This window comes from Fulvivirga sedimenti, assembly GCF_020328055.1.
The window spans coordinates 410,017-431,084 of record NZ_JAIXNE010000004.1; the positions used below are offsets into that span (position 1 = coordinate 410,017).

General features: G+C 44.3%; 16 protein-coding genes. 4 read left to right on the plus strand and 12 right to left on the minus strand.

The features are described from left to right. Nucleotides 1-20: 20 nt before the first annotated feature. The 3 genes from LDX50_RS19785 to tpx all read right to left on the minus strand — a co-directional run bounded on the left by LDX50_RS19785 (nucleotide 21) and on the right by tpx (nucleotide 2,957). Nucleotides 21-1,724, minus strand: a complete 1,704-nt coding sequence (locus LDX50_RS19785; protein WP_225697937.1) for a GMC oxidoreductase — start codon at nucleotides 1,722-1,724, stop codon at nucleotides 21-23. After that, complete coding sequence (locus LDX50_RS19790; RefSeq protein WP_225697938.1) at nucleotides 1,717-2,310, minus strand: gluconate 2-dehydrogenase subunit 3 family protein; 594 nt, start codon at nucleotides 2,308-2,310, stop codon at nucleotides 1,717-1,719. The genes LDX50_RS19785 and LDX50_RS19790 overlap by 8 nt, the downstream gene beginning before the upstream one ends. 143 nt (nucleotides 2,311-2,453) lie before the next feature. After that, on the minus strand, nucleotides 2,454-2,957 hold the full coding sequence (gene tpx / locus LDX50_RS19795) for a thiol peroxidase (RefSeq protein ID WP_225697939.1): 504 nt from the start codon (nucleotides 2,955-2,957) through the stop codon (nucleotides 2,454-2,456). 476 nt (nucleotides 2,958-3,433) lie between these two features. On the opposite strand from tpx, the gene LDX50_RS19800 reads away from it, so the two are divergent. From LDX50_RS19800 to LDX50_RS19810, 3 genes are all read left to right on the plus strand, one after another. After that, the gene (locus tag LDX50_RS19800; protein WP_225697940.1) at nucleotides 3,434-4,069 is read left to right on the plus strand and encodes a class I SAM-dependent methyltransferase; all 636 of its coding nucleotides are present in this window, start codon (nucleotides 3,434-3,436) and stop codon (nucleotides 4,067-4,069) included. A gap of 148 nt (nucleotides 4,070-4,217) precedes the next feature. Beyond that, nucleotides 4,218-4,997, plus strand: a complete 780-nt coding sequence (locus tag LDX50_RS19805) for a response regulator transcription factor (RefSeq protein ID WP_225697941.1) — start codon at nucleotides 4,218-4,220, stop codon at nucleotides 4,995-4,997. 65 nt (nucleotides 4,998-5,062) lie between these two features. Next, nucleotides 5,063-5,755, plus strand: coding sequence for a hypothetical protein (locus tag LDX50_RS19810; RefSeq protein ID WP_225697942.1), 693 nt, complete (start codon nucleotides 5,063-5,065; stop codon nucleotides 5,753-5,755). A gap of 12 nt (nucleotides 5,756-5,767) precedes the next feature. Here the strand turns inward: LDX50_RS19810 and LDX50_RS19815 are convergent, their stop codons facing one another. Next, nucleotides 5,768-9,208 carry a ThuA domain-containing protein gene (locus LDX50_RS19815; RefSeq protein ID WP_225697943.1) on the minus strand — a complete coding sequence of 1,147 codons (3,441 nt, stop codon included), beginning with the start codon at nucleotides 9,206-9,208 and terminating at the stop codon, nucleotides 5,768-5,770. 231 nt (nucleotides 9,209-9,439) lie between these two features. On the opposite strand from LDX50_RS19815, the gene LDX50_RS19820 reads away from it, so the two are divergent. Beyond that, complete coding sequence (locus LDX50_RS19820) at nucleotides 9,440-9,880, plus strand: YybH family protein (protein ID WP_225697944.1); 441 nt, start codon at nucleotides 9,440-9,442, stop codon at nucleotides 9,878-9,880. A 20-nt stretch (nucleotides 9,881-9,900) separates the two neighbouring features. Here LDX50_RS19820 and LDX50_RS19825 read toward each other — a convergent pair whose 3' ends face one another. The 8 genes from LDX50_RS19825 to LDX50_RS19860 form a co-directional block, all read right to left on the minus strand. Further along, nucleotides 9,901-11,280: a Gfo/Idh/MocA family protein gene (locus LDX50_RS19825; RefSeq protein ID WP_225697945.1), complete on the minus strand. Its 1,380-nt coding sequence runs from the start codon at nucleotides 11,278-11,280 to the stop codon at nucleotides 9,901-9,903. Nucleotides 11,281-11,290: 10 nt separating this feature from the next. Continuing rightward, the gene (locus LDX50_RS19830; RefSeq protein WP_225697946.1) at nucleotides 11,291-12,217 is read right to left on the minus strand and encodes an amidohydrolase family protein; all 927 of its coding nucleotides are present in this window, start codon (nucleotides 12,215-12,217) and stop codon (nucleotides 11,291-11,293) included. A gap of 216 nt (nucleotides 12,218-12,433) precedes the next feature. Beyond that, a complete protein-coding gene (locus tag LDX50_RS19835; protein WP_225697947.1) occupies nucleotides 12,434-14,050 on the minus strand; it encodes a Gfo/Idh/MocA family protein in 1,617 nt (538 codons plus the stop codon). Between the two features lie 12 nt (nucleotides 14,051-14,062). Continuing rightward, nucleotides 14,063-14,548, minus strand: coding sequence for a DoxX family membrane protein (locus LDX50_RS19840; protein WP_225697948.1), 486 nt, complete (start codon nucleotides 14,546-14,548; stop codon nucleotides 14,063-14,065). Between the two features lie 179 nt (nucleotides 14,549-14,727). After that, nucleotides 14,728-15,576, minus strand: coding sequence for an FkbM family methyltransferase (locus tag LDX50_RS19845; RefSeq protein WP_225697949.1), 849 nt, complete (start codon nucleotides 15,574-15,576; stop codon nucleotides 14,728-14,730). 150 nt (nucleotides 15,577-15,726) lie between these two features. Then, nucleotides 15,727-17,346: a M28 family peptidase gene (locus LDX50_RS19850; RefSeq protein WP_225697950.1), complete on the minus strand. Its 1,620-nt coding sequence runs from the start codon at nucleotides 17,344-17,346 to the stop codon at nucleotides 15,727-15,729. Nucleotides 17,347-17,504: 158 nt separating this feature from the next. After that, nucleotides 17,505-20,021 carry an FAD-binding oxidoreductase gene (locus LDX50_RS19855; RefSeq protein WP_225697951.1) on the minus strand — a complete coding sequence of 839 codons (2,517 nt, stop codon included), beginning with the start codon at nucleotides 20,019-20,021 and terminating at the stop codon, nucleotides 17,505-17,507. Between the two features lie 10 nt (nucleotides 20,022-20,031). Then, entirely contained in the window at nucleotides 20,032-20,988 is a 957-nt protein-coding gene (locus LDX50_RS19860; protein WP_225697952.1) for a hypothetical protein, read from the minus strand. Nucleotides 20,989-21,068 lie beyond the last annotated feature (80 nt).

The window sequence follows — 21,068 nt, forward strand, 5'->3', positions numbered from 1 at the left end:
GTAATAAAATGTCACAAACATCAGGAGAACTCACGAACAGCATGGTCCACCGCTCTCGCCGCAAATGCCATGTAGGTAAGTGATGGATTCTGCGTGGAGGTTGAAGTCATACAGGCCCCGTCGGTTACATATACGTTCTTGCAGTTGTGCAATTGATTCCATTTGTTAAGAAGTGATGTAGCCGGGTCTTTACCCATTCGAACACCTCCCATCTCGTGGATATCAAGCCCGGGTGCCTGTTTCTTGTCATACGGACGAATATTGGTAAAACCGGCCTTTTCAAACATTTCAGTGAATTGCTCAAAATAGTCGGCTATCATCTTTTCATCATTTTCATCATAGTCAACATCAATCCGCAGCTGAGGCATTCCCCATTCGTCAGTTTGATCCTTGTCGAGCGTGACCCGGTTGGTCTCCTTAGGTATGGTTTCACCCATCATATGAGACCCGACACGCCAGGGGCCATATGAAGGATTGAGAAGATTATTTTTTAAGGTTTCTCCAAATCCGTCATAATCGGTTCGTACCATCCTGTCAGCGCCAAATCCAGCTGCATACCCCCGTAAGAAGTCTGTTTCCTGCGTTTTCACATTTCTGAACCTAGGAACGTACATGCCATTCGGGCGGCGTCCCACGGTATGCATATCTGGAAAGCCATCATACTCCGCACTAATTACTGCCCGGTAATTATGAAAGGCGATATACTTACCCAGCAGACCATTGTCATTTCCCAATCCCTCCGGAAAGCGGTTTGAAATTGAATTTAACAGGATCAGGTTGGTGTTAAGTGCTCCTGCATTCAGGAAAATGATCTTTGCATAATACTCAGTCTCTTCCTTGGTTTTTGCATCAATCACACGAACGCCCACAGCGCGTTTCTCTTTTTCATCATACAGGATTGAATGCACTACAGAATCGGCCCTTAGTGTCATATTACCTGTTTTTTCTGCCCATGGCAGCGTACTGGAATTGCTGCTGAAATAACCTCCGAAAGGACAGCCCCGCTGGCAAATATTGCGATGCTGACAGAGCGTCCTGCCCTGGGCCGCAAATTTCTCGGCGCTTCCTGTGATATGGGCGCACCTTCCTATAATGATGTGGCGGTTGCCTCCGTATTCCTTTTTAACAACCTGACTGAAGTGATCCTCCACACAGTTTATTTCCATCGGAGGCAAAAACTCACCATCAGGCAATACATCTATATTATCCGGATTACCTGAAATACCTACAAACTTTTCTACATGGCTATACCATGGTGCCAGGTCATCGTAGCTTATTGGCCAAGGTACGGCGAACCCGTCCCGGTCCGGACCTTCAAAATCATATTGGCTCCATCGTTGTGTCTGACGGGCCCACATCAATGACTTGCCACCGGTTTGATAACCCCGAATCCAGTCAAACGGTTTCTCCTGAATGTATGGATGTTCCTTATCCTTAACAAAAAAATGTGCCGCATCTTCACGGAATGCATAACAACGGCTGATAACAGGATTTTCCCGTTGGATTTCCTCGGGAATCCTTCCCCGGTGCGGAAATTCCCAGGGCATCGTATTTGTGGTCGGATAATCCCGCAAATGCCTTACTTCCCTGCCTCGTTCGAGGACAAGCGTTTTTAAACCCTTCTCCGTCAGCTCTTTTGCAGCCCATCCTCCACTCATTCCGGAGCCAATCACAATGGCGTCGAAGGTATTCTGTTTTTTTGCGTTGATATTTAAATTAGCCATTGATATTGATTCGTTTAGCTGGATCTACCTTCAGGCATCCTGAAGCAGGTCCTGGTACAAGTTTGTAAGGCATCACTTCCGTCATTATATACTCAGAATCCATAAACCCCTCGATTGTAAATCGCTTTGTCTGTCCGACGAAATATTGGATATCAGCCAAATTGAACTCCGGGTTCCCCTCCCGGTCTTCAGGCACAGCATAATCTGCCGGAAAGGATACTATTTCAGTGAGTACTTCTGATCGCACTGCAGGTTCAATTTCCGAAAATGACTGACCCCGAGTATGCTTCAAAAGCTTGTTGACCCCCCCTATTCCATTCATGAACCGGTCCTGATCCTTCACATCCATACAATCATCGGCCATGACCCAGACAAAATTATGTACTTCGAGAGATTCAGCACCGGGAAGGTCGGTTTGAGGTATAATGACTGAAACAATTTCCTTCAGGAGATCTTCCTGTTCGACGGAAACTTTAAGGTTGTTCAATGCGATAGGAAGTCTTTCTTCACCAAAGCCGCATCTTGTAAGGAGTGTGACACTCCCTGTAGCAAGTGCAATATTACGAATTGCCGTTCTTCTGTCCATAAGCCTGGAAATGTAATCCGACTTTAAATAGCTGAATTTTTTGAGAAAATAAAAGGAACCCGATGAGAAGGTGATGAACGGCAATACTTCTCATCGGGCTTTGGAACCAGGGTAATCTGCTACCCTGTTAATTTGATGAATTTTTATTCCTGCAGAACCTTCATGGCAGCCTTATAATCAGGCTCATGTCCAATTTCGCTTACCAGTTCTGTGTGAATTACCTTCATCTCTTCATCCAAAACAATCACGGCACGGGCATCGAGACCGCCAAAAGGTCCGTCCTCGATCAGCACACCCATATCTTTCGAAAAGGATGTGTCTTTGAAATCTGAGAGCGTCTGAACATTTTCAATTCCCTCTGCACCGCAGAACCTTGCCTGCGCAAAAGGCAGATCCTTCGAAATGCACAATACAAGGGTGTTATCAAGATTCGCTGCCTCCTTGTTAAAAGTTCGCACCGAAGTTGCGCATACCGCCGTATCAATACTCGGAAATATATTCAGGATCACCCGTTTGCCCCTGGCATCCTGAAGATGAAAGGGTTGCAAATTGTTCTGCGAAAATGCATAATTCTTAATGTGTGTTCCGTGGGAAGGCAGTTCGCCGCTGGTATGACATACTGAACCACCAAGTGTAATTTGAGCCATATTTTTTTATTTCTTTTAACACGTTTCAATGATGTTTGTTCCACGAAATCATTACCGTAGAATGATTGGTGAGTTCAGCCATATGTACTTGCTTTTATCATAAAATATTTCTGGCATCAAGATTGTACCACTGTAATTAAGGTTGTTGTTTTGAGTTTATAAGGAGTCGCTTCCAGCAGGGAGCGGCTCTTTTATTATAAAAACATCATCAGGGTGGAATTAAACCCAAATCACATCCTAAATTTGAATTTTGGATGAATTCCAATTTTTAAGACAAATTACTGATTCGAAGAGGGTTACCTCATGTATTTGAAGGGCATTAAGAAGTGGTATTCCTACCTGGCAATAATGAAAAATCCAGACTCGTGAAATTCTCAATATTGCATATCAGATAGTTAATTGACCAATAGTTATTCAGTATATACTTAATATATTTGAAGTTAAAATAAGCACATAAGAATCATAAGAAACACCTGATGAAAGACCTTATTTCAAACAACATAATCGCCCGAAAACTAAAGGAGACCGATGTTTATTTCCGTTACAGAAGGTATGTGAAGAGAGAAATTTACAACAGACGTATAGAATTTGTCGATTCCATTTTCCCTAAGAATGGTGTTGGGGCAGAATTAGGTGTACTCAATGGACATTTTAGTCAGATTCTGCTGGATGTGGCCAAACCCAAGAAACTTCATCTTGTTGACCCCTGGTATTTCCTGGAGCCACATTGGGAGTGGGCCAATGGAAATAAGAGTACTGTTCGCGCGGTTCGGACAATCCTTAAAACATATAAGAAAGAAATTGAGGCCGGCCAGGTTCTCGTTCACGTTGACTTTGATATTCCAGTTTTGGAGGCGTTTGCTGATGATTACCTGGATTGGGCCTACGTTGATTCCAGTCATCAGTATGAGCATACCCGCCAGGAGTTGAACATATTGAAACATAAAGTGAAAAATGGTGGTATAATCGCCGGGGATGATTATAATTCAGATCCAAATCATGTTCACCATGGTGTTCTTCTGGCAGTAGATGAATTTGTTAAAGAAAACGGGCTTGAACTGGTATACGCCAACAAAGAAAATCTGCAATGGGCAATTCGGAATAAAAAATAACCAGGCAAAAATAGTAAATACCTGAAACTGCAAAGCACGAATTTACGAGGTAACAAGACGGGCCGTCAAAAGATTTTGACGGCCTGTTTCTTTATATAAGTATTTGATATTCAATTCGGAATAAGTATTTTATAATTAAAAATATCGATTGAATAACCATAATAATTTTCTTGACATCTTCCGGGCCATCGGAAAACAGGACTACGTAGTGCATGACAGGAACTACATTCCGGAAATTCTTGAGAACCCCATCGTTGGCGGACTGTGGTCGGTAGGCCCATGGTTTTGCTTTATCGCCAATATTTTTACCAAAAAGCTTGAACTCGTAACCGGAAACAGTCAACAGGTTATAGGTTATTCCCACCACGAGATTCTTCAGAATAATGAGCGATTCGTGGAGGCCTTCATCTACCCACCTGATTTTCCCTTTATCACGTCAATCATTGGACGTGCCATGATGTATATAAACTCAGTACCTGACGATGAAAAAGAAAGCGTATATGTAGTATTTCAAAACCGTTCAAATCATAAGAACGGATCAGTTATTACCACGCAAAATCAGAATATTCCGCTCGTTTTTGATGAAAACAGGGTCCCGTTCGTTTTTGCCAACATCATCACGGATATTTCGCACCTGGAGATCAGCAATCTGCCGCAAGCCACATTATTTAACCAAAAAAGAAATGAACATTTTCATCTGGACATGAAGCATATGGAGCTCAGACCCTCAGAAGATTTGTTTACATCGAGGGAAAAAGAAATTCTCCGCCATCTGATCCGGGGGGAAGACAGCAAGGAAATAAGTGAAGCGCTGAATATCAGTTATGAAACTGTACGAACCCATCGTAAAAATATCCTGAAAAAAGCCGATGTCCACAGTACCGTTGAACTGATTTCTTTTCTTATGAAAAATAATACAAATATCTGAATATACCCCAAATGCGGTATGGTCAGACCAAGCCATTAGTTGGATTTTGCATAAAACCCATACTGATGAACTCACTTATAAAATCAATTCCGGCCTTACTGTTATGTTTTGGTCTGCTCCTAACCATAGATTCATGCAACAATTCTGAAGATCCCGACCCGGTTGCCAATAATGGTAACAACGGGGGAAATTCTGGCGGTACCGATGGAGGCAATGATGGAAGCGATATCGAAGGTTGCCAGTATCCCATTCATGATATTCTTACAGATGGTTCCTACACCATTGAACAGGGTGATTTTAAAGCCCTTGGAGATCACACGGGTGTCTATACTGTTTTTGGATATACTTTCACAATCGCATATGACGGAGAATTGAAGGAAATTGGAATTCAGGTGCCTGAAAATGGTAATTACCAGGTTAGGCTCTACCGGTCGGACCTGAGTGATAATACCGTACTCGCTGAAACGACTGTAAGTGCAAATAATGCCGACTGGCATTATAATACAGTTACAGGTGTTCCTCTTTCTGCAGAGGATGAATACCTGATAGCAATATATTTTGCAGCAAAACCTGAAGAACTGGAAACATATTTCTTTTCGATACAGGATTTTTCCTATCCTGTAACCAGTGGCGATGTGACAATCGAAAGTTATGCCTTCAATACTTTCCGCGGAGACCTTGAAAAGCCCGAACCAAAGGACCCGGATTTATTCAAGCTGTTCAATGGATTAGTTGACTTCTGTTTTGAAGCCAACTAATCCACATATTCCTTAATTAGTTTTCATACTCAGGGCATTGCCCTCTGCAGGCATAAAGCTTGCTGCCACATGCACCATCAGGCTTTGCCCTTCAGGCGCATTCTCATTCTTGTAAACAAAATAAAGGTCATGCTTACCCGAGGTTGGCGATAATGAAATCATGGCTGTTCTTGGAGCCACACTCATGATAGGCCCTTCGACGGGCGAAAGCATTTCTGAGGTACCAATCACTGGGCCATCCGGGCTATCAAGGTGAATCTCGATGATTCCGCCAGCCGCATTCAACATATTAACCGGAACTGATGCCACACAAAGAACCCCATTAATCCCGGTCAGGTCTATGGCGCTGAACTTAGCATAGGCTCCGGATTCCTGAATAATCGCAAGCTTCCGGGTGGGATTATTTGTTGTATAGACGTTTACACCTTCCATTTCATCGGCATCTGCGGGAATTATGTTGGGGCTTTTCAAAATAAACATATCCTGAGATGTAATGGGCGGAACCCCATTCGCTCCCCTGTCTGTGTAGGCGGCACGTATAATGACTACGCCGTCCTTTGACTGACCATCTTCAATTCTGGTAGTATAGGAACCACGTACAGGCAATGATACCACCGGCTCTGCCTCCCTTCCTAAACTAAAAATATATTTTACAATGTTTGCAGCATCATCGTTGGACATTTGCGGGTGTGCTGCCATAGCTACATCCCCCCAGACACCACTTCCACCGTTAATAATTTTAGTGGCCAGGTAATCAATCGCACCGGGATCGTCCATGTATTTTGCCGCAATCTCTTTAAAGTTCGGGCCAATAGACTTGCTGTCAACCTTGTGACAAGCAGCGCAATCGCTTTCCTCCATTAGTTTTTTACCTCCAGCAGCCGCAACCGCATCATTGGCCATCAGGTGACCCTGCGCAATTTCAATTCGGTCAAATCCTTCAGGCAGATAATCGATAGTCACCGCTACCTGATCCTCGTCGATCCCATTCCCCAATTCACCATCTTCAGCATCAGAAACCTCTACCTCATAACTGAACGGTATTCCCTCAAAGAAAAAGCTGGTATTATGATCGATGATGTTAAACGATAATGACGGAGGTTCATTTCCGGCAATCAATTCCGTTTCAGCAATGGCTCGCTCTCCCTTGTCATCTGTAACTGAAAGTCTGGCATTGTAAACCCCGGGTTCATCCAGTGTAAAGGTAGGATTCATTTCTGAAGATGACGCTACCTGGGTGCCCGTTGCATTTAAAACCTTCCATTCATAGGTCAGAGGGTCGCGATCAAAATCCTCGGTGCCCCTGGTATCAAATGCAACGGTTAAAGGAGCTGCACCTTTTGTTTTGCTTGCGGCAACCTGAACCAGCGGCTTTCGGTTTCCTCCGTTGTATTCGATTCGAACAAGACGGGCATCATCATTTTGCACAAACCAACCGGTACCGTATTCAAGCACATACAGATCACCGTCAGGGCCGAACTCCATATCCATAGGGTTGCTGAATTTATAGTCGGGCATAAAACGCTCCATTTCGGCATAATTACCTTCCTCATCCATTGTGACGGCGATAATCCATCCCCTCATCCACTCATAAATAAACAGCTTTCCGTCGTAGTAATCGGGAAACGCGCGTGCAGCACCCTCAAAATCTCCTGAATAATACACAGGGCCAGCCATGGCCGTGCGGCCCCCGGATCCCAACAGGGGAAATTCCTCAGATACTGCATACGGATACCAAATGAAATTGGGCGATGTTGGCGGCAATTCAGTCAATCCCGTATTATTTCTTGAATCATTTATAGGCCTCTTCGGATCAAATTTTGGTCCGGATACGCCTGTTTCAAAATCATAATCATTATACGCTGCATCATTTCCGGTAAAAAGCGGCCATCCGAAAAAACCAGGGGTTCGGGCCTGATTAATTTCATCATAGGCCATCGGACCGATACCGGAGGAATCTGAGCGGGCATCCGGTCCTACATCTCCCCAGTAAACATAACCGGTTCGCTGATCAACGGATATCCGGAAAGGATTACGTGTACCCATTACAAAAATTTCCGGACGTGTTTTATCTGTTCCAACCGGGAACAGGTTTCCTTCAGGAATGGTATAGCTACCGTCAGCTTCCGGGTGAATGCGAAGAATTTTACCCCGCAGATCGTTCGTGTTTGATGATCCCTTACGCGCATCCCATGGAATACGCCCCGGACGGTCATCAATCGGCGCATAGGGTGTTGCACGCGGACTGGTATTATCGCCCGTACTCAGGTATAGGTTGCCTTTTGAATCAAACGCGATGGAGCCTCCTGTGTGACAACACTGGTCTCGTTGCACAGGTACCTTCAGCATCACCTTTTCTGAAGACATGTTCAATTCATCATTTCTGAATTCAAATCTGGAAAGTACGTTCACAGGTTCATTTCCCGCAGGTGAATAATAAAGATATATCCAGTGATTATTATCGTAATCCGGATCAAGTGCAAGACCAAGCAGTCCATCCTCAGCCTCAGGTTGATTACCGTCCTGGTTAATATATTTATGACTTACATCGATTTGTCCGACCTCTTTTATACCTCCAGCCTCAGGGTCGAAAAGTCGAACTTTTCCCAGCCTTTCAATGAAAAGGACCTTTCCTGAACTCATCACGGCAAGTTCCATGGGCTCATTCAATTTTTCAGCCAGTATAACTTTGCTAAAACGGTTTCCATCCGGCACCCGAATTGTGCTGGCCATTTTATAATCAAGATCGGCCGGTTTTTCTCCGCCTAATGCATACTGTATTCCGCCCGCCAGGTTATATAGAAAATAAGGTTCTGAATAGGATTCATCTGTATGTCCCATAGCCGTGTAGAATGCCCTTCCACCGTCAAAGTCATGATACCAGACCATCGGGTGAAAATCTCCATTGGTTCCGCCCTCATAGGTGCTCTCGTCGATCGTAATAAGTACATTCAGATCCTCCTGAATATTTCGGTAATTGTAAAATTCATCAGTGCGTTCATAACGTGCCGGAAGGGAATCGGTTGAGATATGGGTATTGTCGACAATATCAAACGATGCCGTTCTCACATTCGGACCGTTGGGATGTCCGTTAAAGTACCCTCCCACCAGTCTGCCGTACCAGGGCCAGTCATATTCGGTGTCTGCCGCAGCATGAACACCCACAAAACCACCACCAGCCTGAATAAATCGCTCAAAATCATTCTGTTGCTGTTTATTCAGCACATCTCCCGTAGTATTCAGAAAAATAACAGCCTTGTAATTTTGCAGATTTTCTTCGTTAAAAGCATCGCTGCTTTCGGTGGTATCCATTACAAAATTGTACTGCTTAGACAGTTTCTCAATTGCCTTGATCCCTGCGGCTATCGATTCGTGACGAAAACCGGCAGTCTTTGAAAATACCAGGACTTTTGAAGGCCCTTTCGGACCGCTGCAGGAAACAGCTGCAATCATTAACCCGGCAAATAGCATTAATATGACAGACTGAAATAAATTTCTAACTTTAAACATGGTGATCGCTTGAGGTATTTACTTGTTAAATTACGGATTGCCCGAAGGTACAATGATAAAAGAATTTTTAATGTGTTCCAGTAACACATTGACTAATGGTTTAAAAACCTTATGAGGTGTTGAAATTCTTCTTTAACCAACCAAAATTACACCGATTGAACTTAACAGAATAATATGAAGAGAGTTTTAATGATTATAACGGCCATATCGCTTGCCTTATTGGCATCCTGCAGTCAAACAGGGGAAGGTTCAGAGGAATTGATCAATTCCGTCCGTGAAGCTGAAACGGCATTCGCGGAAATGGCCCAGCGTGATGGTCTGCGAGCCGCTTTCGTTGCATATGCCCATCCTGATGCCGTATTGAACCGGGGGGAACTTATAAAAGGCAAAGATGAGATTGACCGATATTACAGCGATCCAAATTTTGATCAGATAACCCTGAAGTGGTCCCCATCCTATATCGATGTATCCAGCTCAGGTGACATGGCTTATACCTACGGGCCTTATGAATTGATCCGAACCGATAGCGCAGGCAATTCAGTCACCAATCAGGGTACGTTCCATACAGTTTGGAAACGGATGTCTGACGGCTCCTGGAAATACGTATATGATTAAGGCTTTTTTCAGCCGAACGGCTATGAATAGTCCTCCAATACGCTTACTGGCTTGTTCGTTTTCCAATGACCCCGTGTAAAATCGGGAACATCCACTGATGCCGACCGGTTGGCAACAGACCATTCACTTAACGGGCTGATCGAACTCCACAGTGCAGCATCATATACATCCTGGTCGAGCGGTAAGCCATTTCTCAAACAATCGATCAATCGCCAGTCCATGATAAAATCCATACCGCCATGCCCCCCAACTTTCCTGGCGAGATCGCCCACTTTTTTCACGATTCCCGGCGTATATTTTTCTTCAAGCTCCTTCACTTCCTCAGTACTATACCATCCATGGCCTTTGGAAATATGAGGCTCCGGCCACTTTCGTGCCATAGCCCTGGTACCACTGATTAAATGAATCCTGGAATAAGGCCTGGGTGAAGAAACATCATGCTGAATCATAATGGTTTTTCCATTTTTCGTACGCACAAGTGTTGTATTCATATTACCACGGTAGGTATGCGCCGCAAACTCGTTAAAGAAGGCATCTTCCTGCGCGAGTTCCCTGGCATGACCAGCCATGGTAAAATCATTTGTACTCATTGAAGTGAGATGATCCATCTGATCCCCGCGGTTAATATTCATGATCTGGCAAACAGGCCCCAATCCGTGAGTTGGGTAAAGGTTACCATTCCTGAAATTCTGTTTAAGCCGCCACATGCCCTGATAACCAGTTTCCTTGTTAAAATTCAGATCAACAAGATTATGGATGTAAGCTCCCTCGCCATGAATAATGTCGCCGAAAAACCCCTGACGGGCCATATTAAGGGTCATTAATTCAAAGAAATCATAGCAGCAGTTTTCAAGCATCATGCAGTGCTTCCTGGTTCTTTCCGACGTTTCCACCAGTTGCCAGCATTCGTCAAGTGTCGTTGCGGCAGGAACTTCAACAACGGCATGCTTGCCGCTTTCCATCGCGAATACAGCCATCGGAGTATGCCATTCCCAGGGTGTAGCAATGTATATCAGATCCAGATCTTCACGTTCACACATTTCTTTCCATGCAAAAGATGAACCGCTGTACAATTGAGGCTTATGCGGAGTATCCTTCAGGGAGGCTTTCGCTTTTTCCGCACGTTCCGGGATCAGGTCGCAAAGAGCCCTGATTTCTACGCCCTCAATAAAACTGAGTCTGTTCACTGCACCCGGCCCGCGCATACCCAGTCCGACTATACCTACCCGAACGGTCTCCAGCGGGGGTGCCGCATATCCGCTCATGTTGAATTCGGCATTTCTACCTATGGTGCGGAACATAGTTGTCCGGGCATTTACCTGGCTCACACTGCCAGCAAACAATCCCAGCCCTAAGAGACCTGAATTTTTGAGGAATGACCTTCGATCTGTAGATTTCATATATACAAGGTTAAAACCCGTATGCACGGGCTGCATTTTCATAAAACAATTTAGAAAGAACTTTTTCAGGAAGATCAAGCCCCTGAAAATCTCCATCAAATTCAGGAGCATCCTGCCATTCGGAACTTGCAAAAAAATTCCAATGACGTTTCCATAAATCACCAAAACGTGCGGCAATACCGGGGTCAGAACCGTCGTCAATCACATCCGTTCCATAGATTATACGATCCTGGTATTTGATCATGAAATCCCTTACTGACTCCCGGTTTTCCCGGGCCTGTAGCTGCAGATGACAGATGCGCTCGGCCAGATCAGTCATTGCATTGGGAAACCGGTCCAGGCGCCTGGCTACTTCTTCAATGGAATACTCAAGACTCATCAGGTGTAGTCCTACAAAGCGTAATTTCGGATTTTTCTGTAATCGGTTATCGCGGGCATCGATCTGTTTTTCATATGATGGGAATTCCGGATGCAGGAACATATGATATTCCGGATGGTTCTTAAAATAATTTCGGTCGGAATTAACCGTCATTTGCTCTAATGGAAGCCAACAGTTACGCGGTTCACCCTGATGCCCCAACACAAGAATCTGATGGGTTTCGAGGTAATCAAACACCGGATCAAGACGATCATCATCGATCATCACAAAATTGCCGGATTCATCACGCAGATCCATTCCCAGATTCTTCCAAATCTTGATACCAGCAGCGCCTTCATTGACAGCGGATTGGATGTTATAGATGGTTCTGTCAAGCCATTCTGGCGAAGGGAAACCCTTAAAATCAAAGGTGGCGATGTAGCGCACCATTTCCGGGTAAGCAAAGGCCAGCGTACGGGTAATGTGTTGCTGTTCTTCAATGGATACGAAATCCGGCACGTCGGTATTAATCGATACAAATTTGCCGCCCATAGCCTGGGCGACCGATATTTTTTCCACTGAAAGGGAATTCAAATGGACGTGAGCATCTATGAAAGGATTTATCATATTCATGTTTCTGTCGGATGAATCTAATGAATATTTAAAATATTTCGAAGTTCATTGGAACTACGGACGAACGGTAGTTTAAACGGTAACCCCGTTTTCAAAAAACATCCCCCGGAGAAGCAGCCAGCATCATCCGGGGGAAAATCTTTAGAAAATATGGAACGATGATCAGGACCAGGCAGGATCGTATACCGCCCGGGGTTTGATTTGCTCCTTGTTTAACAACAGCACTTCATCGAGGTCATAACCTTCCACCGGCAAAATTTCCTGGCGGTTATTATCCCAGTAAATCCGCTGCCCTAATTTATAGGATAAACCTCCCATGTGCGCGGTGATTGCTTCCTCGAACCCTTCCTGAATGCCGCAACTTGGTTTACCGCCATTACGAATACAACTCAGCCATTCGCGCAGGTGGAGGAATGTGGAATCCACGCGTTTGCCATCTACATAGGTCCATAACAAGCCCTTGTCTGCAAAGTATTTTGACGTGGCTGAAGTCACTCCGTCTACTGCATTTGCCGCAGGGTCATACTGATAAATCGGAACATTCGGATCCATTCGCTTTTCTTCGAATGCCTGCTGGTAACGTGTAGACCGAGGATCTGCCCAGATGGTCAGCCGGTTACCGAGTTCCATGGTTCCATCATGTCCCATGAGAAGGGTCGGTCGGTTGAATTGGTTGCCCAGTGTTGCACTGTATACCAGTGTCATTCCGTTTTCCTTACCTGGCTCCTGGCTACTTCCGGTTGAAAAATCCGGGAACTCCATGTTGATCTGCATGACGTCAGGCACGTTCCTTCCGTCGTTATGGGTATATATACCTCCGGATGTCATTACGGATGCGGGGATTCCCATTTTCAGGACACAATTGAGGCGATCATAATCGTGCGTCATCAGGTCTCCCGATAACCCGGAACCATATGCCCACCATTTTCTCCATCGGAAGAAATGTTCTTTATTAAAGGGCTCTTCCGGTGCATTTCCGAGAAACTGTTTCCAGTCGATGGTGGCCGGACTCGCCTTCTCATGAATTTCATATTGCCATGCTCCATTGTCGTCATTCCTGTTGGTATTGGTCTCCACGAGTGAAACATGACCAATCACCTTTTTATCGATAATATCCTGGGCAGTACGGAAGCTTTGAGTCTGCCGATGCTGGTGCCCAACTGCAAATACAGCACTTGAATTCAGCGCCGCATCGCGTAATTCATAGGTTTCCTTAATATTATGCGTCATTGGTTTCTCCACATACACATGAACCCCGGCGTTAAGCGCAGCGATCGAAATGGGTGCGTGCCAGTGGTCAGGGGTCGCAATGATCACCGCATCCACATTACCGCTATTGATCATTTCCTCATGTGTCCGGTAACGCCTGATTCCTTCAAAGGATTCCTGTGCAATTTCTGCACGAACGTCAAACAGATCACAGATACCTGTGAGTTTTACATTCAAATCTTCCTGATCCAGAAATTCAGCGAGCCTTGTATCCCTGGGATTATTCCTGGCTGATTCTTCCATACTGGTGAGCCATTCTTTGGTAGCGAAACCCAGTGCCCGGGTTAATTGCTGACCGCGTATACCAAATCCAATGATTCCAATTCGAACAGGATCACCACTCATTGGTCCCGTCGTAGCGGGAGCTGCGGCCTGAATATTCAGGGTCTCAAGGATCGCTTCACGTTCCCTGTTCTTTTTAACGGCATATCTTCCTCCTGCCCACCATACGGTTCCAACTACCGGTAAGCCTCCGAGGCCCTTTAACATATCTCTTCTGGTCCATTTCATAGCGTTACAGGTTTAGGTGTTAGCGAGTTTTTTATCCCCGGTAAATATCCTCCTCAAGCCGAATGCAGCACTTGTAGGGAAATAATACAGGGCAAGAAGGGTAAATCCTTCAATCAGGTTTTTATTCACGATCCAGTAGTTGCCTTCTGTAGGACCCTGCTCCAGTCCGGGAAACGCCGGATGGGCCAGGTAATACAGCATGAGCAATACGAATCCAGACAATGCCGCCGGTCTTTCCAGAATTCCTGCAATGAGGGCAATGCCCACAAACATCAGTATCACGATATTGGCAGAATCAATAAATCCAATTTGCCCGTCACCTGCCATCCAGGTGAAAAGCGGACGAAAAATGCCCTGAGAGGAAAGCAAAAAGCCCTTTGCCGTCCATTCAGGATTATATACTTTTAATACACCTTCATACAGAAAGTGCCAGCCGATTAATATTCTTAGGATAATAAGGATATTCAGCTGCGGTTTTGAATAGTTATTAATATTCATGGCAGCACGATTTTTTTTGTTCCCTAAATTTTATCCCTTTGTCGGATTTATTTTATGCGGATTGTCAGTTTGAAAAATGAACTATGGCATCAAAATACAGTTGATAAACTTTAAGCCAGCACCAATTTGAAACCCCCGGTGACAGTGAAGGGGGTTAGACGAGAATTGGGTTTATACGACTAATAGGTAGCATGAAAGTCACACCAAAATCCATAACTGGAATTCGGATGTCTTTCATCAAAGGATCTGAAGGATTCCAGGAACTCCGTTTTAACCTGGTCATAGGTGAGCCAGTCATTGGGGAGTAATTCTCCAAACGGACCAGAGGTACCGATCTGATATGTCAGGTTGGAAGAAGGATTCAGTAGAAATTTAAAGATTTCCCTTCCTTTAAATTTGCGCAGTGCCCTGATAAAGAAATTCTTATTATACATGACCTGTAAGTAAAGCCGGTCATTAAAGTTCATTTTACCGGGATTCAATTTCATTTCATAGGGAACGCTCACAGGAGTGAATGTATTCTGATTGATACATTGAAACTTGGTATATCCAACATCCCTGAGTGCATCAAGGGATTCCAGATCTGCCTTGTTATCCGCTTCGAGCGAAACATACTTTGGCAAATTCCCAGGCTTCAGATCCCTGACACAATAAATATCATTACCCTCAATATCAATCTTCAGATAAAACGGAACGCCGTGTTCCTCGATGATATCAGCAAACGGAACACAGGTAATCTTAATTTCCCGGTATGGCATGTTGTCACGTCCGGTTATTTCCTTATCGAAGGAATTCCAGATTGGCATTGCATCGTTTACATAAAAAGTATCCGTGCCCCGTTCCTGGGTTATTCCTACATTTATAATCTTGAGTCTGCCCGATTTAATGTAATTGCTGAACTTTCTTTTTGCCTTTTCTACGAGTGTGGGATCAGCCTCTACAGCAACAACATCATAGCCCAGGGATAAATACTTGCGGGTATCTGAACCGTCGCACATTCCGATATCATAAACAAGATTTTTATTCATAAGTATAATTTAAAATGTAATTCTCTTTTCAATTATACTCTTACTAATAAATCAATTTAATCTGTTAATGCAAGGAAGAAACTCAATATTGCAGCTACCATCGTTCAACTTTAAATCAAGAGCAGAATTTTGCCCCCGGGGATTTCCTCCTTATCGCTCAAATTTTCTAAAAAAGGAATCTTCATTCCACTTCGGACGTTCATCATCCACACTGATTTTGTAACTGTTCATAAACTGAAGCTTCACATATGTCCTGGCCGCTTCAAAATCAAAAAGTCCGTCCACCTCATCCGAAGGTTTGTGATAGACATTTCTGGTAAATGTATTAATCAGGGAATCTAATCCGGTTTCGGAGTCTTCCGTTTTAAGTCCGTATTTCATGCGCAACGCCGGAACTCCTTCAAGGATAAAATTATAGTTGTCACTTCTTACAAACCTCACCTCCTCGGGCATGTGATCCTCATTCACCTGTAGGTTCAACAAGCGGGCATTGGTCTGTACATGTTTCATAATGCTGCTGTGTTCTGCACCCAAGGGCTCGATCGACAACAAAGGGGCGATCAGCGTTGGCATATCCGTATTTACATTGGCAATAACTTGTTCTTTTGGAACCGGCGGATTACGGGCCAGGTATTTTGATCCCAGTAATCCCATTTCTTCGGCCGTAACAGCCGCAAAGATTACAGATCTCCTGGGCTTTGAGTCCATGGAGGTGTAAAGTCGGGCAATTTCAAGCATCGCACTTATGCCCGATGCGTTGTCGTGAGCACCGTTATAAATTGAATCGCCATTTACAGGCTCGCCAATGCCAACATGATCTAAATGAGCTGTATGGATAATATATTCATCTTTTAAATCTGTCCCTTCCAGCAAGCCCAGCACGTTCGCACTTTCAAATTCCTGCCAGTCAGAGACTACACTGCCAGACAGAATTAGTTCTTCACCAGGCTGGAGGAGTTCTCCCTGTTCATACTTGATAAGCAGTGAATCCATTGCACCTGGAATCAATCGGTCAAGTGATTCCATGTTATAGAAACCGGCAATTTTTAAATTCTCACCTAAATTTGCCCTTCCATCAGCCAGACCCGATGGCATCAGCACATTGGTTATTCCCGATTCAGAATACCGGCGGCTGGCACCCTCAAAGCTGCCCCTTCCATTTGGCGGATAGATCAGTAAAACTCCACTGGCACCTTTGGCATCCGCCGTCTGCATCTTTGTTGAGAGATTACTGAAGTATGCCCTTTCGCTTGGTGGCAGTGTTTCAGGAGCACCCAATAGCACAAGCACAATTTTATTGGCTACGTCTATTCCTGCATAATCATTATGACCAAAAGTATCGGCTTCAATGCCATAGCCAACAAATACAACGCCGGCCTCAACGGCCTGTTGCTTCTGATTCGCATTTCCCATATACAAATAATCCGAACCGGCCTTGAGGGTATCACTTCCAAGCAACAAATGAGAATGGTATGGATTCACTCGTACCGTTCGCAGGGTCAGGTGTTGTAAATAACTTCCGTTATCCCCTACCGGCTCAAGTCCGAATGCCTCAAACTGGTCTACCACATATCCCATTGCCTTTTCATATTCAGGAGTTCCGGGAAGTCTGCCCTTCATGCTGTCGTCAGCCAGCAGGGCTACATGATACCTGAACTGGTCGGATTCTACCTTATCTGCGAAAGCGAGGAGCTCTTCATCGGTAAGGACTTTGTCTTTACAGCCGGCAAAGGAAATGAGTAGAATAAGGAAGATTGCAGTTAATCTCATGTTTAAAGTTGTTAGTCAGATTCAAAAATTCCGTGGTAATATAAACATTAACCAAAGAAATTAATGCAAATTTTTAACACACCAGGAAGTGTTCTTAGAAATCTTTTGTGGAATGCTAATGCAATTGCGTCAGCATAGTTAAAATGAGAGCAATTTGTTCAATAATCGAAGATATGCTCAATTGTGGATGAAGACCGTTTCATTGAACGGATAAAAGGAAGCAAGTCATCCACATTCATTAGTACAACCATTCGCTTTTGATCCGGTTGGGTGACAAGTTCCGATGTATACAGTATTTCTGCATCGCTGAATTCCAAATCCTGATCCTTATTCAGAATTACGGAAACCGCTATCTCATCATTCCCCCCAATGTCCCGGATGATCATATTGCTGCTGGTGAGTGTTAGCATAGTTTCGGTAAATGCTCCCCAACGGGTAATGGCCAGAATATATTCATTTCCCTCTGCCGCAATAATCTTTAGATCACTGGTGGGCTGAATATCCTCTACTGAGGAAGCGCTTACATAAATATCTGTAACAGGTTCTTCATAACTGGCCCTGGCAGCCCATTCAATCAATTGAGCATATCCTGCTTTCAAAGTAAATTCGAAAGTAAAGAACAGCGTCCGCTCCCATTTCCGTAACCAACTCGCAGAGGATTCATCCCGCTGCCTCCATACTTTGCCAATCCAGGGCAAAAATTCAAATTCATACCAGGCTGTATGATAAATAAAGTTGCTGTAGGCTCGCTGTGCCTCCATGATTGTTCGTTCCTGCGTTGATATTTCCTCATTGGCGAACCAACCAAAAACTCGTCCGACCGTATTCTCATAAATCATTTTACCAGCATACTCCATCGTAACGCTAACGCCGATCACATTTAACATGGTGATATATTCGTCGTTAGGTGGGTATGCACTCGAGGCCAGTTTAATCGAACGATCATATAGTTTCCAATATTCATCAATTGACGAATAGTACGGAAAATCTGAAGGGTTGTTCCCGGATTCCAGCCAGTCGGCGTATTCTTTCGGGTTGAAGACGAGGTACCACTCCGGCACAGTGAGAATAGTCTGCTCCTCGGCACGTACATATCCCGGGATTTGACCTTTTTTTAACTCAATCGAATTGGATTGAGAAGGATCATATTTATCAAGGAGCTTATTGGTAAATCTGTTCAAAGAATCAAACTGGTGTTTCACTTCAAAATAGCGTGGAGCTGATGAGAAAGCCTGATAAAACTGCTGTTGAGTTGCGTGCGGCTGGTACGGCAGGTACCATTTTCCATTTTCACTAAGGATGGCATCGGTCATTTCTACCGTCCATTCTTTAACTTTCTCGCGCGACTTGACATCCGTACCTTGTTTATAATACACCACAAAGGCAAAGACCTCCTCATCGGCCCATGATAAAAAGGACTCCTTATCCGGATAGGCATGTCGAAGTGAGACATTGATGACATTCACATCATATTTCTCAAAAACGTCTCTCATTTTAGGAATAAAGGAAGTTATCCTTTTTACCGGAATGAAATATTCCTGTAATACGTAGGTTTGCTTTTCCCGGGATGAAGGCTCCAGTTCTGCTACATCATAGCTGGCTTCCTTGTTTCTCCACACAACTGATTCAGATTTATAAACATAGGGGTCAATAATTTTTTTCCGAACCCATTTACCAAAATCTCCCCAGGAAACCACGTTCACCAACCGGGGTTCAAGCCAATAGGTTTCCCCTTCAGGGGTCACACGCGTGGTATCGGTAAGTTCCCTTTCTGATGTCCGCCAGGAAACGTTATTTATGACCTCATAATCAGGCGGGTACAGATCACCGTTTTGAAAGATAACTGTGCTGTCATTTCTAACATTTTCATCAAAATAAGTCAAATAATCCTCCACATTGAGCAATTCCGTTCTGCGCTCCACCTTCACATTTTCTGCCAGCTGGAGTGTTGCCTCGGCAATAACCCCGACACCGCCGTACCCTCCGATCGCTGCCCGAAACAGTTCGGAATTCTCCTGCCGGCTTGCGTTAACCACTTCGCCATCGGACGTAACTATTTTCAATGCAATCACAGAAGAAATGATCGGACCATGACCAACATAGCGTCCGTGACAGTTAACCGATATCGATCCACCCACGGTAAAGTTGGCGTAGGTTTGCATAATTTTTACGGAAAGGTCTTCCTTGTCGATAATCTTCTGAAGGTCGCGCCAAACGATCCCAGCCTGCAGGGTAACCTGTTTTTTTTCTACGTCCAGGTCCAGCACTTTATTGAATTGCCGCATATCCAGGTGCAGACTATTTTCAAACGCAGTCTGTCCGCCCATGCTGAATCTACCTCCCCCAATTGATATGGGTCCTGTGGTAGACCGAATGGCGTCTACGATATCATCAACCGAATGCGGTTGAACGATCTTACCCACCATGACAGGATTAAGCTCGGTAACGTCATTTACACGTTTATCGGGAAGTACTTTTTGATATTCCGAATCACCCGAAATGGCGATGAGTATGAAGACAAAGAGGAAGTATGCACAAACGAGGTAAAACGGAATAGCCCTCCTCTTTTTCTTATTGATGAATCTGAAAAATGAGGTAATGGTTCTTACAATGAACCGAAATATCCAGACGAGTACAACCCACGCCTTAATGAAAATTATTTTCAACAGTCTCATGAGTTGGTCTCTAAATTTTGGTAAAAAGCATCAGCGCATTTTTGGTTGGATCACCCGCCTGGTAGAGGGAACATCCTTCATACCTGAAACCCAGGTTGGATACAAAGTTTTGAATGAATGCCAGGGAGTAAAAATTCCGAATCTCCTTTTCATTATTCTCCCACGGCTCCTTCGTTCCCATATTAAAAACATCGTGGGCCAGGGCCACAAGTGTTTTTTGTTCCTCTGTATCACAGTCGTGGTCTCTCAAAACCAGTTTACCACCTGTTCGCAGGGTATCGCGAATGGAAGAAATAAAGGATGTTCGTAATTCAATCGGGCAGTGATGAAAGCCGATATAGACTGTCACGAGGTCGAGGCTTCCCCTTGGGATTTCACATCCATACTGCGTTTCATAATTTGTAAAGGGAATATAGCTGGCTCCAATTGGGATTTGACCCCGATCAACCATTTCAGTAATAGAATAGCCGGGCTTCTTTCCATCGGCATAATAGCGTTCCCCGGTTATTTTTACTTTTTCTTCAAGGTAATCCAGGTATCTGCCCGATGAACCAATCTCCAGGTAGCCATTATAACTGCTATTCTTCCCGAGCAACTCCATGGATTGCGCTGCCATCACATCCTTCTGATGAAATAAAGCAGGCAGCTGATACTTGAATATTGAAAATAATGGGGTGATTTCCTTGAGCTTCGACTGAACTTCCAGGTAAACTTCCCGGTCACCCTCTTTCACGCTTACCACCTGTCCGATCAGTTTGTGGAAATCATCTTCGGGATAGAGGTTGAATACATTTTGCAGAAACAGAAAGAATTCATTCCGCAGTTTTTCATCCTTATATATCCGCATGAAATTTCTGCGGGCATCCACGATTGAGTCGTTATCAAGGGCGTTAATGAAACCTGCCGGTAGTAATGACAGAGGAATAACACCGGCAGCCAGTGCCGTTAAAAATTTACTTCTGTTCATAAATAAAGCCTTTAGACAATTCCTCAGGGGTATGCCTATACATAACCCCGGCGATTGAAAGGTAAACGTAGAAATCTATT

What these genes read in the sequence shown, in the direction of transcription:
- LDX50_RS19785 (WP_225697937.1), bottom strand. Translation starts at nt 1,724, where the DNA reads ATGGCTAATTTAAATATCAACGCAAAAAAACAGAATACCTTCGACGCC.
- LDX50_RS19790 (WP_225697938.1), bottom strand. Translation starts at nt 2,310, where the DNA reads ATGGACAGAAGAACGGCAATTCGTAATATTGCACTTGCTACAGGGAGT.
- tpx (WP_225697939.1), bottom strand. Translation starts at nt 2,957, where the DNA reads ATGGCTCAAATTACACTTGGTGGTTCAGTATGTCATACCAGCGGCGAA.
- LDX50_RS19800 (WP_225697940.1), top strand. Translation starts at nt 3,434, where the DNA reads ATGAAAGACCTTATTTCAAACAACATAATCGCCCGAAAACTAAAGGAG.
- LDX50_RS19810 (WP_225697942.1), top strand. Translation starts at nt 5,063, where the DNA reads ATGAACTCACTTATAAAATCAATTCCGGCCTTACTGTTATGTTTTGGT.
- LDX50_RS19815 (WP_225697943.1), bottom strand. Translation starts at nt 9,208, where the DNA reads ATGATTGCAGCTGTTTCCTGCAGCGGTCCGAAAGGGCCTTCAAAAGTC.
- LDX50_RS19820 (WP_225697944.1), top strand. Translation starts at nt 9,440, where the DNA reads ATGAAGAGAGTTTTAATGATTATAACGGCCATATCGCTTGCCTTATTG.
- LDX50_RS19825 (WP_225697945.1), bottom strand. Translation starts at nt 11,280, where the DNA reads ATGAAATCTACAGATCGAAGGTCATTCCTCAAAAATTCAGGTCTCTTA.
- LDX50_RS19835 (WP_225697947.1), bottom strand. Translation starts at nt 14,050, where the DNA reads ATGAAATGGACCAGAAGAGATATGTTAAAGGGCCTCGGAGGCTTACCG.
- LDX50_RS19840 (WP_225697948.1), bottom strand. Translation starts at nt 14,548, where the DNA reads ATGAATATTAATAACTATTCAAAACCGCAGCTGAATATCCTTATTATC.
- LDX50_RS19845 (WP_225697949.1), bottom strand. Translation starts at nt 15,576, where the DNA reads ATGAATAAAAATCTTGTTTATGATATCGGAATGTGCGACGGTTCAGAT.
- LDX50_RS19850 (WP_225697950.1), bottom strand. Translation starts at nt 17,346, where the DNA reads ATGAGATTAACTGCAATCTTCCTTATTCTACTCATTTCCTTTGCCGGC.
- LDX50_RS19855 (WP_225697951.1), bottom strand. Translation starts at nt 20,021, where the DNA reads ATGAGACTGTTGAAAATAATTTTCATTAAGGCGTGGGTTGTACTCGTC.
- LDX50_RS19860 (WP_225697952.1), bottom strand. Translation starts at nt 20,988, where the DNA reads ATGAACAGAAGTAAATTTTTAACGGCACTGGCTGCCGGTGTTATTCCT.